Source organism: Streptomyces sp. B21-083, assembly GCF_036898825.1.
Lineage (GTDB): Bacteria > Actinomycetota > Actinomycetes > Streptomycetales > Streptomycetaceae > Streptomyces.
This window is the reverse complement of sequence record NZ_JARUND010000005.1, coordinates 1-12,767: the sequence shown is the minus strand read 5'-3', so window position 1 is coordinate 12,767 and position 12,767 is coordinate 1. Positions and strand designations below refer to the sequence as shown.

Annotated in this window: 14 protein-coding genes; 13 read left to right on the top strand and 1 reads right to left on the bottom strand. The window is 68.5% G+C overall.

The genetic code is table 11. The annotated features are described in order from the left end of the window. Positions 1-78 precede the first annotated feature (78 nt). Positions 79-348 (top strand): hypothetical protein, encoded by a 270-nt coding sequence (locus QA861_RS46710; RefSeq protein ID WP_334595256.1) that lies wholly within the window; start codon positions 79-81, stop codon positions 346-348. Between the two features lie 37 nt (positions 349-385). Here the strand turns inward: QA861_RS46710 and QA861_RS47365 are convergent, their stop codons facing one another. Further along, entirely contained in the window at positions 386-811 is a 426-nt protein-coding gene (locus tag QA861_RS47365) for a helix-turn-helix transcriptional regulator (RefSeq protein ID WP_443041706.1), read from the bottom strand. Positions 812-1,091: 280 nt separating this feature from the next. On the opposite strand from QA861_RS47365, the gene QA861_RS46705 reads away from it, so the two are divergent. The 12 genes from QA861_RS46705 (at position 1,092) to QA861_RS46650 (ending at position 12,480) form a co-directional block, all read left to right on the top strand. Then, entirely contained in the window at positions 1,092-2,129 is a 1,038-nt protein-coding gene (locus QA861_RS46705) for a conjugal transfer protein (RefSeq protein ID WP_334595255.1), read from the top strand. 85 nt (positions 2,130-2,214) lie between these two features. Further along, complete coding sequence (locus QA861_RS46700) at positions 2,215-2,487, top strand: hypothetical protein (RefSeq protein ID WP_318265274.1); 273 nt, start codon at positions 2,215-2,217, stop codon at positions 2,485-2,487. Continuing rightward, positions 2,487-3,050: a hypothetical protein gene (locus QA861_RS46695; RefSeq protein ID WP_334595254.1), complete on the top strand. Its 564-nt coding sequence runs from the start codon at positions 2,487-2,489 to the stop codon at positions 3,048-3,050. The genes QA861_RS46700 and QA861_RS46695 overlap by 1 nt, the downstream gene beginning before the upstream one ends. Then, positions 3,047-5,599: an ATP-binding protein gene (locus QA861_RS46690; protein ID WP_334595253.1), complete on the top strand. Its 2,553-nt coding sequence runs from the start codon at positions 3,047-3,049 to the stop codon at positions 5,597-5,599. The genes QA861_RS46695 and QA861_RS46690 overlap by 4 nt, the downstream gene beginning before the upstream one ends. Next, positions 5,596-6,201, top strand: coding sequence for a hypothetical protein (locus QA861_RS46685; RefSeq protein ID WP_334595252.1), 606 nt, complete (start codon positions 5,596-5,598; stop codon positions 6,199-6,201). Before QA861_RS46690 ends, QA861_RS46685 begins: the two co-directional genes overlap by 4 nt. Positions 6,202-6,222: 21 nt before the next feature. Continuing rightward, positions 6,223-8,205 carry a hypothetical protein gene (locus QA861_RS46680; RefSeq protein WP_334595251.1) on the top strand — a complete coding sequence of 661 codons (1,983 nt, stop codon included), beginning with the start codon at positions 6,223-6,225 and terminating at the stop codon, positions 8,203-8,205. A gap of 3 nt (positions 8,206-8,208) precedes the next feature. Then, positions 8,209-8,994, top strand: a complete 786-nt coding sequence (locus tag QA861_RS46675) for a hypothetical protein (RefSeq protein WP_334595250.1) — start codon at positions 8,209-8,211, stop codon at positions 8,992-8,994. Beyond that, positions 8,994-10,205, top strand: coding sequence for a C40 family peptidase (locus QA861_RS46670; protein ID WP_334595249.1), 1,212 nt, complete (start codon positions 8,994-8,996; stop codon positions 10,203-10,205). The genes QA861_RS46675 and QA861_RS46670 overlap by 1 nt, the downstream gene beginning before the upstream one ends. Positions 10,206-10,221: 16 nt before the next feature. After that, entirely contained in the window at positions 10,222-11,121 is a 900-nt protein-coding gene (locus QA861_RS46665; RefSeq protein ID WP_334595248.1) for a hypothetical protein, read from the top strand. A 401-nt stretch (positions 11,122-11,522) separates the two neighbouring features. Further along, entirely contained in the window at positions 11,523-12,080 is a 558-nt protein-coding gene (locus QA861_RS46660; protein ID WP_334595247.1) for a hypothetical protein, read from the top strand. Next, the gene (locus tag QA861_RS46655; RefSeq protein WP_334595246.1) at positions 12,077-12,349 is read left to right on the top strand and encodes a hypothetical protein; all 273 of its coding nucleotides are present in this window, start codon (positions 12,077-12,079) and stop codon (positions 12,347-12,349) included. The genes QA861_RS46660 and QA861_RS46655 overlap by 4 nt, the downstream gene beginning before the upstream one ends. Then, positions 12,346-12,480 (top strand): hypothetical protein, encoded by a 135-nt coding sequence (locus QA861_RS46650; protein ID WP_334595245.1) that lies wholly within the window; start codon positions 12,346-12,348, stop codon positions 12,478-12,480. Before QA861_RS46655 ends, QA861_RS46650 begins: the two co-directional genes overlap by 4 nt. Positions 12,481-12,767 lie beyond the last annotated feature (287 nt).

Here is a 12,767-nt window from a genome sequence, read left to right as displayed (position 1 = left end):
CTACCCGAGAACGGTAAGGATCTCTCAGAGGGTGGAGCCGCCTTCTTCTCCGTCGACCTATTGCACGGGACCGCGCGCATGTACGCCGCAGAAGAATACGCCGAGATTGCCCCCGCGCTCGTTGGTGCAGGGTGGCACTACCGGGTTCCCGTCCCACCTCTCAGTAACGGTCAGGCTAATGCGCTCCTGCGGGACCTGGCCCCGCACGCGGAAAATCTGTTCAAGATGACCGCTATTCGAGAGGACCCGCTCGGGATCATCCACTATGGCGGCGCCGGAACCGCGATGGATGCGATTCAGAGAAAGTGCGCCGCGTCATGGCGCACCTATTACGCACCCAAGGAGTAAAGGGGCGGAGAAGTCGGGAAGGAGGCGGCGGTGCGGATCAACTTTCCGCACCGCCGCCGCTTGCTTTGTGTGCGCTAGGAGATAGACCTCGTACGAGACTCAGCGGGACGGCGAAAGCCTTAGAGATGATGGGAACCCATCGGCCGGGTAGATCGCGCCTGCCTGTTTCGACGTCGCAGTATGTCGAGGTGAGGACGCCCAGTAATTCGGCAATATCACATTGGCGCATACCGGCAACGGATCGCATTACCTTTAGGTCGAGTAGGTCGACCTCGATAAGATCGAATACGGCGACGCCGAGCAACTCCGCGAGTTCGCGCAAAGTCGCCGGTCTAGGCGGGTGGCCGGTTGTTTCCCATGTCGAAACCGCAGCCCGCGAACAGCCGAGGAGTTCGGCCAAATCTACTTGCGTCATCTGGCGCCGGGCGCGCAGTTCGCGCAGTCGCTCGCGACGTATGCGCACCCGTCATGCCCCCCCGATCGTTCCCAACATGGGGCCGCACTCTAGCGGCCCGTGATCACGCCCGCTGCCCACATGTCACAGGACGGCTACAGCCGGTGCATGTGCCATGCGAATTTCTTTGACGCTGTGATCACCCTCGGCATAGGCTCGATCACCAATGCGCTCAATGCGCCCTGACTTGGGGGAGGTTGCGGGGATGCCGTCGCTTGGGACCATGCTCCGGAAAGCCGCAGGGCTACCGGAGCCCACGCCGGACCAGAGCAAGAAAGCGCCGGCACCCGTGCCCTCGCAGACACAGAACCCCCGGCCCTCGAACCCGTGGGAGAGTGCCGGCGCCGAGCTCGCCGCGCAGCACAAGAGCGCCGCCCCGACCCCGGCCGCCGAGTCCACCGGGAAGGCCGGACCGCGCACGCCGTGGGTTCCCCAAGACGAGCGAAGCGGCGCCGTGTTCGCCCGACGTCTCGGCCGCGGCCTGGTGTGGGGGGTGCTGATCCTCGCCGCCGTGACTGGCGTTCGCGCGTGGTTCATCCCGCCCAAGGTCGACGTCCCGCCCGCACCCAAGGTGACGACCGGGCCGACCTACCCGACCGCCGAAGCGCAGGCCGTCGCCGCCCGGTTCAGCCGGGCCTACCTCACGTGGGACCAGGACAAGCCCGAGGACCGCGCCGCGCTCCTGGCCGCCGTGATGCCCGAGAACTCGGATACCTCGATCGGGTGGGACGGGCGCGGCCGTCAGGACGTACTCGCCGCCCAACCGGGCGCGGTCACGACCGGCAGTCAGCACCAGGCCCGCGTACGGGTAGACGTCCTGATCAAGACCGAGGCGCCCGCGCCGACCGGCAAGGACAAGAAAAAGGCCGCGGCCCCCGAGTCGCCCGCCCGTTGGGTGGGCCTTGATGTGCCTGTCGTCGAGACCGCCGGGCGGATCATCGTCACGGGGGAGCCCGGCCTCGTCGGCATCCCCAGCAAGGGCCCCAAGGCGCCCGACCTCAACACCACCAAGACCGATCAGGAGCTCGCGGCCTCGACCGAGGGCACCATCGAACAGTTCTTCCGCGCCTACGCGGGCGGCGACACCGACGCCGTCACCGCCCCCGGCGCGAGCGTCCCGCCACTCCCCGAAGGGGTCGAGTACAAGGGCGTCGTTACGTGGTCCGTCGACGAGGGGACCGGCGACGACCGGACCGGTACCGCCCGCGTCTCCTGGACGCTCGGCGAGGGCACGGTCGAGCAGACCTACCGCGTAGAGCTCACCCGGGTGTCGAGCGCCGACGCCGCGCGGTGGCAAGTCGCCGACGTGCGCGGCGGCACCCTCTGACGGGTGCGTATGTCCCCAGCTCACAAAACATGAGCATCCGTCATAACTCCTGGTCAGCCTGCCAAATACTCAAGGGGGAACACCCGTGGCACACCGCATCCCACCCGTAGCGCACGAAATCTTGGCGGCCCCGCTCACGACGGGCGCCGAACTCAAAGACTGGATCTTGATTGTCGTCGGGAACCTGTTCGCGGCGTTCCTCGCGATCCGGGCCGTCGGCTTCTTCATCAAAGACGAGTGGGGGAAGATGATCACTCTCGCCGTCGGCGCCGTATTCGTCGGCGCGATCATCTGGGCACCCGACGCCGTACAGGGCTTCCTGACCGGCGTGTGGGGCAAGGTCAGCGGGACCGCCTGATGCGTCAAGGCCGCACGTACACCGACCATTTCCAGCTCGACACCCGGCAACACGAACTCCTCGGGATGGACCTCGGCGAGGGCATCCCCCGCCGGGCGCTCCTCCTCGGCCTGTCTCTCTACCTCGTGTGGACCGGCTCCATCCTGCTTGTGTTCGGTCTCCCGAACCGGATCACGTTCACGCTGTACTTCCTGCCGCCGCTCCTGACCGTCGTCTACGGCACGCAGCGCAGCCGCCGCATCGACAGGCGATGGAACATCACCAACTGGTCGATCGGGATTCGGTACCTCGTCCTCGGGCACCGGCCGATCATCTGCGGCGGACGCCGCGCCGCGGCCCGTAGCGAATGGATCAGCCGCCGCGCGCGGTGGGGCGGGAAGGTCGACACCCTCGCCGCCTCCTCGGTCCTCGGCGGCCTCGTCGAGCGGTGGCTCGGCGACGACGACATTCCGCAGGGTGCCGGCGTACCGCTGCGCCTGAACGCACGGCCGCGCCTGTACGGGCCCGACGCCGTGGTGAAAGCCCACGGCCGCAAAGCACTACAGCACAAGGGGGAAGCATGAAGATCACACAGAGGATCGGGACGTTCCTCGGCGTAGGCGGCGACCGCTCCGCCGCCCCGCCGCAATACGTCGCCCTCGCGGACGGCCTGGTCGTGACCGACGGCCACGCCGAAGCCTGGTACGTCCTCGCGAGCTCGAACACCGACCTCATGTCGACCGTGGCCCGAGACGGCGAACTCGACCAGGCCGACGCAGCCTTTTCCCGGACCCTCGCGGGGTACGACTGCCACCTCCGCGTGATGTGGTCCCCGCTGCACGCCGAGGACTACGCCGCCGAGGCCGAGGACATGTTCACCTCGGGAGACTGGCGCGCGTGGACAGACCTACGGGTGCAGCGCCTCGACCAAATCGGACTGGACTCCCGTCACCTCCTCCTCGGCGTGCGGATCACCGAGCGCACCGGACAGACCGCCAAGATCAGCCGCCGAGGAGTGCAGGAAGGTCTAGGAATCGCCTCCTCGGCCGTCAGCTCCAAGGAGCTCGCCAAGCTCGACGCCACAATGCGCCGCCTCGGCCGCCGCCTCGAATCGAGCCCGTGGAAAGCCCAACCGGCCTCGGTCGAGATGCTCGCCTGGATGATCTCGCGCGAACAGCACCGGGCCGCCCCCCTGCCTGCCGCGAACGCCGGCATCATCAGCGGCGCCAAACTCGCCTCATTGACACGGGGCCGCATCCTGCCGTTCCCCGATCACCTGCGCGTCGTCGGCGCGTCCGGCGACGTCGCCGCATGGGTGTCGGTCCTGTCCATGCCCGGGTTCCCGGCCGTGATGGAAAGCCCCGGCTCCGGTGAATGGCTGCGCGTCCTGTCCGAGATCAACTACGTGCCCGACCTCGACGAGGACGAGCTCGACGGCCTCGACGCCTCGTCGCTGATACTCCCTGTCTCTCCCGAGGCAAGCGTCCGGTTCAAGGTGCTGCCCAAGCGCGAGGCAATCAAGAAAGTCGACGACGTCCGCAAAGTCGCCAAGGAACAGCGCAGATCGGCGGCCAAGCAAAGCGCGGAAGACCCGGGCCTCGACATCGAGACGACCGAGGGCGCCATGGCCGAACTCAAGTTCTCCATGGGCCGCGAGGACGTGACCCTCGTCGAGGATCACCCCCGCCTCGTCGTCACCAGCACCAAGAGCCTTGACGACCTGCGGGCCCGCGTGGATGCCGTCGTTGCGCACTACGGCGGATTCGGGATCGAGGTCACCGTCGGCGAGGAGGAACAACGCGAGCTGTGGCTCGAAACGCAGCCCGGCGACCAACTGCGGGTGCCCGACCTCGGCCACACCCGCGACGTCACCGGCCTGTCCGGCTCCTGGTTCTGGGGTGGCGCCCGCGTCGGCGACGACTCCGGCCCCATCGTCGGATACCTGACCGGCAGCACCCCCGGAGTGTTCCGGAACGACGTCACCGCAGGCAGCGACCGGGGCGACGCGACCACAACCGCCTACATCGGACGCTCGGGCCGAGGCAAAACAACGGCGATGATGCTCTCGATGCTCGACGCCGGATTCCGCGGCGGATACTGCCTCGCCCTCGACTTCAAAGGCGACCTCGGCGGCGTGGTCACCGCGGCGAAGGCGTACGGGCTGAACGCACACCTCGTCGAGACCGGGCCCCGCTTCGCTGGATTCGCCGACCTGTTCAAGCTCCTCGCCAAAGAGGGGGCCGAGATGGCACAGGTCGAGGTGCCGGCGCAACTCAGCATTGCCGTACCGCCGCACTTGCGGGCCCGGGGCGCCGAGACGCCGATCACCCGTGCCACGAATGAAGTGATCGCCAAGGGTGACCCCGCCACGTGGAAGGTGATCGAGTACCTCCGCCAGGACGAGGACGAGCTCGCCCGGGAAACCGGCGAGGCCCTCTACGAGCTCAGCCGTAACGCGATCGGCGCCCCGTTCATGGGGCGCCCGACCGGCGAGACGGAACCGCTCACCCCCTCGGCCGGAATCTGGGTGGTGCAGATGCCGGGCCTGTCGCTGCCCGGCGCCGAGTCGCCGCGCGAGGAGTGGAACCCGCTCCAACGGCTCTCTGTCGCCCTCATGCACTCGATGTTGGCCTACGGGGTCACCACCGCAGGCCGCCGAGACCTGCGCGGCCTGCGCAAGGCGGTGTGCGTCCCCGAGGTGCACGTCCTCACCGCCACACGGCAAGGCGCCTCGTTCCTGTCCTACATCGCCCGAGTGGGCCGCGCCCTGGCGACGTCGCTCCTCCTGGACACACAGGACCCCGAGAGCCTCGTTCAACTCGTCGGCGTGGTCGAGCAGTTGACCACCGTCGCGGGTTTCCAGCTCACCACCAAGGACCAACAGGACGCCTTGGCCGAGCTCCTCGGCCTCCCGAAGAACGACCACACCCGCGCCCTGATTCAGTCCGTCGGACTCCTGCCCGACGGCGAGATCAGGCACGGCCACTGCATCATCCGAGACCGCCGTTTCTCCTGCGCAACCGTCCAATGGGACGTGCCGAGCCTCGAACTCCTCAAGCTCCTCGACACCTCCCCCAAGGCCACCGCGCAGAACTCAGCCGACGGCATCGACATGGCGAAGGGGGCCGCGTGAAGCGGGCCGCGGCGGTACTGATCACGGTTAGCGCCCTGGCGCTCGCCGGGTGCTCCTCGGACGGCAAGGACGAGGGGGGAAGCAAGACGCCGGCAGACCCGACGGACGCCGTCGTCAAGGTGGCCCGCTCCTACCAGGAGGCCAAGAACCGGCAGGACTGGCGCCCCTGGTGCGAGATGAGTACGGCGAGGCTGCGCGGCGGCACCGTCGCCGAGTGCGTCGCCGAGAACGCCCCGAGCTCGGCCTCGCCGACGCCCGAGGAGTCGAGTCCCTCGCCTGACTACTCGCCGCCCACCTACGCCGACGGCTCGACCCCGACGCCACGGGCGAGGCCCTCGTCGAGCGGGCCCGAGCGGGCCGACACCGGTCCCGTGTCCGCCTCGGACGTCGTCGAGGTGCCGGCCGCCGAGGACCACCCGGCCGGATATGGGGTCCTGATCACCTACACCGTGAAGTGGCCCGGCAAGGAGGCCACCACAACGCGCCGCGCGCTGCGCCTGGTCCGAGACGGCGGGGCCTGGCTGGTCGACCAGCACGAGGACGTACAAGCGGGGGATATGGGCCACGGCTCGCCGGTCCGTACCGCCCTGTCAGGGGGGTAAATGCTCGTCACCGTTCCGCGTATGCGGACCGTACTCATTCCATTGATGTTCGCGTTCACCACACTCATGGTGTTCGCCGGGCACGCGCACGCCGCCGATATCGACCCGGTCGGAATCGGCGACCTCATGCCGTCGCCAGACTCCAAAGTCCCCAAGGGGCAAGGGACGTTGTACGAGACGTACAGCAATCCCAACCTCTGGCAACTCGACTCCGATTATGGAAAGTGGGACATCCTCGATCCGATGGCCGAAGCCATCGCGGATATCTGCATGGCCCTAATTGCCGTCATTGGTACGGCGTGCGTCGTCATTGTGCAGTGGATTTTCCAACTGACCTCGATCCCGCCGCTTCAAGACGCCATCACAAAGAGCATCGGCGGGGCCGCGAAGGGGATGACGCAAACGCTCCTTCCGAGCGCGCTCGCCGTCGGGGCCCTCGTCGCGTTCGTGCAGAACCGCCGAGGAGGCGGCGAGGGCGGCCTCTCCCAAATCGCTTGGGTGATGATCTCCGGAGTCGTGTCGATCTCGCTCCTGACCAGCCCCGGCACGTGGGTGAGCGGCATCGACACCGCACGCACCGTCGGCGCGAGCGTCACCATGGATGCGGCATCCGCCGGCATCGGCGACGGTTCGGCCGACTTCCCGTTCGAGATGGACCATAAGCCGAAGTTCACCGGTAACGGCCGTGACGACATGCTCCGAAAGAGCTCGGATGCCGTGTGGCGGTCCTATGTGGCCACGCCGTGGTGCGTCGCGAATTTCGGTTCATTCGAGGTGTGTGAGAAGTACGGCGACGAGCTCCTCAAGCAAGGCGCCGACAAGGACAAGCGGAAAGAGTGGCTGCAAGACAACGTCGATGACGAGGCAGTCGGCAGCGACTCTGTGACCTGGCGTCAGGGGCATTCACCCGTCGGCCGAATCATGGTCACACTGCCCGCGCTCATTTCCGTGATCCTGTTCGCCGCCCTCGTTCTCATGCTCGCCTTTACCTCACTGGCGAGCCTCCTCGGCGCCCTAATGCTCCTGCTAACCGGGGTGTTCTTCGCGTGCCTCTGGGTGATCCCGGGGCGCCCCCGGCAATGGGGCCTTGCCTGGTTCGATCAGGTGCTCGCCCGAACCCTCGAAAGCATCATCGCGACCCTGGTCCTCGGCGCGGTGCTAGCCGTACAGGCAGCGTGCACGGCCATGTTCAACCAATACGGATGGCTCCCGACCTCGGGCCTCTCGATCGCCGCCGCCATCGTCGCGATGAAGTTCCGCGCGGTCATTGCGCAGATCGTCGGCGTGAGCGGGACCAGCGGCGGCGCCATGGCCGGGTTCCTCGCCGCGAAGGCCCTCGGCGGCGGGAACGGCGGCCGAGGCCGCCGACGCGGCAGTGACCACGATTACCAGCCCGTCACCACCCGCCGCCGACCGAGCGGCACCGGGGGAGGAGGAGGCGGCGGCGGTGGCGGCGGCGGCGGCGGTCCTGCCCTCCCGCCCGGCGGTGGTGGCATGGCCGACGACTACGGCGTGACCATCACGCGGGTTCCGCAGCGCCCGCCCGCGCCGCGGCCCCTCCCGGCCGATCCGGGCCCGGCGCTTCCCGTCGGCACCGGCCGGGCCGACACCGGTCCCGTGATCACCCTCGACCGAGACCGGTCCGCGCCGTCCGGCAAGGGCGCCGCCGCGATCCCGCCCTCGCCCTCCTCCCGGCCCCGTCCGTCCCTCCCGGCAGGGACGGCAGGGACAGGCGGCACGGCAGGCGGTAGGGCCCCGAGCGCGGTCCTGCGGCCCGAGACGGGCATCGCCCCCACCCCCGGCGGATTCCGTCAGGCCCTCCCGCCCTCGGCACCCGGTGACGGCCCGAAGGTGATTCAGGCGACCGTCATCCGCAGCACCCCCAACGGGCCGCCGCCCAAGCCTGCCGCGGCCCGGCCCGCCAGGAGCACGACGCCACCGCCCAAGGCAGTAGCGCCCGCTCGACGTCCCGCAGTTCCCGCACCACGAACCCCGAAGGGGTGACGCATGTCCAAGGACGACGACCGCACCCCCCAGGAGTGGCGCGAGATCCTGCGCACGTGGGACTACCCCGAGGAGGTCGACACCGGCCGCCGCCGTGAACGGCGACGTGCCAGGAAGGCTCACCGCACCGACGCCCGCCGCCGCACCACACAGTGGGTGCGCGAGGAACGCCGTCGAGACCCGATCAAGCCGACGGCCGCCCTGGTGATCGTCGCCCTGATCCTCGGAATCGGCGCGGGCGCCCGGTGGTTGTGGCCAGGACTGAACGGCGGGGACAACCGGCCCGGCGCCTCGGTGAGTGCGAGCCCCACCCCGGCGGCCGAGGACGACAAGCCGGGAACGGACGAGACGGCGACGAGCTCCCCGAGCTCCTCGCCGAGCTCGTCCCCGGCCGTCGACCTGAGTAAGCCCGATCACGTCGCCGAGGAGGCGATCCGGCTCTACCTCACCCGCAACCCTCCAGCCGACGGGAAGCCCACCGCTTCCGTCCTGCGGGCGGCCCCGTACATGGCGCCGGCACTCGTCGAGAACCTCGCCTCGTCGAGTGATCCGGCGTGGGACAAGCTCGTCAGTCACGGCGGCGTGGCCACCGTGAGCACCATCAAGGCGAGCCCGTCCCCGGCAAAGGAGAACCTCCCGGTAGACACCCCACTCAGGGTGTGGCGGCAGGTCACCGCGAAAGTCCACGTCGAGGGATACACCAACTCCGACGAACAGCACGTTCTACAGGTCGAGTTGACCAACCCCAGCGGCAGCGCCTGGCGCGTCTCCCGGATTCTGGGGCTGTAGTGGACGGACGCGATGCGCTCGGCGCTCTGGCCAAGGTGGCGGGCCGCGGGTTCGCCATCAAGGCCGGGGCCGTCGGCGCCGTGGGGTTCCTCATCTTCCTTCTGCTCGTCGGCATCTTCGGCGCCGGCATCGGGGGCAAGGCTTTCGCCGACAGTTGCGGCGGCCGAGGAACCCCCGGGGTCGACCTCGGCGACGACGGCGAGGGGACGGCACAGAACCCCGGCAGCGCCAACTACCGCGATGACCAGATAGCCAACGCCAAGATCATTGACAAGGTGGCCGCAGACGGCGGCCTGTCCGGACGCGCAACCCTCGTCGCCCTGATGACGGCGCTACAGGAGTCGACGCTCCTCAACTTGGATCACGGCGACCGCGACTCAGTCGGCCTGTTTCAGCAACGCCCCTCGCAGGGGTGGGGCACCAAAGAACAGATCATGAAACCGACGTACTCGGCCGGGATGTTCCTGTTCGGGGCCGACCCCAAGTCGACCCGGGGGATACACGGACTGACGGACATACAGGGATGGCAGACCATGCCCCTCGGGGACGCTGCGCAGAAGGTGCAGGCGTCCGCACACCCTGAGCTCTACGCGGGCCAGGAGGACGCCGCCCGTCAGATCGCCGAACAGGCCGGTATCGACCTCGACCGTAAGGGCGAGGCAGGCGCCGGCACCGAGGACCCGACCGACGACGCCGCCAACGGTGACGACCAGACCAACAGCCCCGAGGAGTGCTACACCGACGGCGCGGGATCGGGAACACCCGGCAAGCCGGGACAGCCGTTCCACGACGGCGACGCCCCATGGCCTCACCAGGTCGAGAACCCCCGCAGCACCGCCGAAGCGATCAAGTGGGCACGGAACGAGGCAGAGAACGGGTCGGGTGAGTGGTACCGCGCCTGCCTCGCGTTCGTTGCCCAGGTGTACGGCTGGAACTTCTCCGGAGTCACGTACGCGATTGACCACTACAAGGAAATGCCACCCGCCCTCAAGCATGACAAGGACAGGAACCCACCCCCCGGCGCCTTGATGTATTGGGACACCGGATCTCGGGCGGGGCATGTCGCCGTATATCTAGGTGGCGGGAAAATCGCCAGCAACGATATCGTGCGTCCCGGCTATATCGACGTGGTCGACGCAACAGATATCGAAACCAAGTGGGGCGCTACCTATCTCGGATGGGCCCCGCCCTATTTCCCCAAGGGTGGATAGGCGGAGAAAGAAGACCATGAGCACCGACCCCGACCAGATCCCTCCGACCCCGGTTTACACGATCATGCTCAGCTCGTCCGGCACGGCCACAGTCGACGGCGAGGAGATCACCAGCGGCGGCGGTGACGTCAACGCCGCACGCCTCGCCGCCCTCGCCGAGGTGCGCATCAAGGCTGCGCTACACGGCCGCCCGGTCCGCGCCGTGGCCAAGGAACAGGACGGGTCGGCCTGGCCCCTCATCGTGGCCGTAGACGGCACCGTGACGACCCTTGACCGCCCTCACCCCGTACCGGCACCGCCGCCCGCCCCGGTGCCGGTACAGGCACCCCCAGCGCCCCCCACCGCGCCCCCGGCCCCCGCCGTCCAGCGGGCGCAGCAAGCCGCCGCCACTCGGCCCCCCACCGCGGCCAGGACAACCGGCGCAGCCGAGGCGCGCCCCGACATGTCTCCGGAGTGGGCCGCGCTCCTGCCGGCCGAATACTCCGGTGCGTGGAGCGAGCTCGTCGCGTACGAAAAGGCCGGCAGGTTGGCCGAGGCCATCATCACCGCCGACCGCATCGAGACCGCGCTCACCGGGGAGTACGGCCCGCTGCACCCGTACACCGTCAACGTGCTGACCGTCCGGGCCGCGCTCACAGTGCGGCAGTCGCCGCAGTCCGGAGAGTGGGCCGAGGTGACCGAGCTCCTCCTCGACACCGCCGAGCGCCGCCAGGAGGCCAAGGCGCAGCCCGAGACGGACAACGAGCGAGCGATCCGCAACGCCCACGCCGCATGGCGCTACCTGCGGAGCGAGGACGCCGAGACCGCCCTCGAACTCTCCGAGCGTCTCCTCGGCCTCCTCGACGGCGACGAGCTGCGCGCCCGCGACGTCGTCCAGTGGGTGGCGAGCGGCGCAGCAAGGCACGGAGCGGCGTAGCACCGCAGCACACCCGAGGACCCCCCTCCCGCAGGCCGGGAGGGGGGTCCTCGCATGTTCGGGGCGCAGCATGGCGGGGGCGGCGCAGCAGGGCGCAGCGAGGCCCTAGAGCGGCCCTACGGGCCCTTTTCTTCCGTGGCGGTGCCCAGGCTGCCACACGGCGCCCCGAGGGCCGCCCTCCGGGCCCTGGCGGGCCCTGCGGGTGAATCGCGGGCGCCTTCGGCGCGTTCACCGCGATTCAGTCCGCGCAAGCGCGGACCGCTTTTCCGGGCGCCTTCGGCGCGTTCACCGGAAAAGTTTTTGGCCCTGCGCCTACGGCGCGCACCGGGCCAAAAAGCACACGGGGCGCCGCGTGGCTTCCTGGTCACCGCCACGGAAGATCAACCCCGAAAGGTGACCCCATGGTGACAATCATCTGTGCCTCATGCGCAGAATCCCCGTTCGGCATTCAGGCCGACGGAATGTTCAAGTGCATTGGATGCGGTGAACTCCTCGCCGTCTCCGATATCGACCTCGACGGCACCGACGTATGGGCCGTGGGAGCCGACGGAACCCTCGGGTACGTCTCCGACCCCGCCGCCGCACTCACGGACCTCATGGCGGCCGTAGAGGAATTCCTCACCTCGGACCAGTGCCCGAACGCCGAATACGCCCGGACCATTTCGCAGATTGGCGCGACGGAAGCTCTCGGCAGGTACATCGACGCACGGCGCGCAGGAATCGCCCTCCCGCGATTCGGATTCACCGAGGACCAAATCCGCTCCGCTGTAAACGAGGGTGCCGATATGGTCCTCGAATCCATCAGTCTCGGCGAGCCCGAAGAGGACGCAATCAACCTCGTCGTAAACGCGGCGCTTATGTGCCTCGGAAAGCCCGGTGCCTCATTCGCGGAAATGGTCGAGGAGAACTACGGCGAGACCGTCGAGGAAATCGGCTCTTGGTGGGGGTGGAACAAGTGACCAGCATCTACGACGAGGGCCCCGAGGAGGCCAACCGCACCCGCGCCCATTGGGCGCTTACGGCCCTGGAAGCCTTCGGAAAGGAGACCGGGCAAAACTACTTCGACGGGACTCTCAACGTCGGCGAGGACGAGCTCAGGGAGGTTGGCGGGGACCTCCTCGCGGACCTGTTCCACCTCGCCCGGATCAACGACGTCGAGCCGGAACGCCTCGTCGAGGCCGGTTACATGCACTACGAGGCCGAGCTCGCCGAGGAGGGCGAGGAATGAGCGAGCCCGCCGCGATCATCGCGGAGGCGGCCGAGCACGGGATCGAGCTCACGCCCCAAGACTTCGGCCCGGACGGCACGCTCGACGGCATGGAAGCGGCCGAATGGCTCGCCGCAATGACCATGGATTAACCGCAAGAGGAACGGCCTAGATAACAACTAGGCAACAGAAAAAGGGTGGCGCTGGAATCGCCACCCTTTTTCCATGCCCAAAATGCGCGGCCAATCGACAGCCCTCCGGGCTGGTCCGCCCCCTAAGTGCCCTTCGGGCACGGGCGGACGTGTCCCCGCTTCGCGGGTCCATAGAGGAATCCCGCCCCCTCAGTGGCCTACGGCCACGGGGCGGAAAAGACCCTTCCCTAACGGTCAGCCGCTATCGCGGTGGGCCCCCCTAAAAGGCGCTTCGCGCCTTGGGGCCC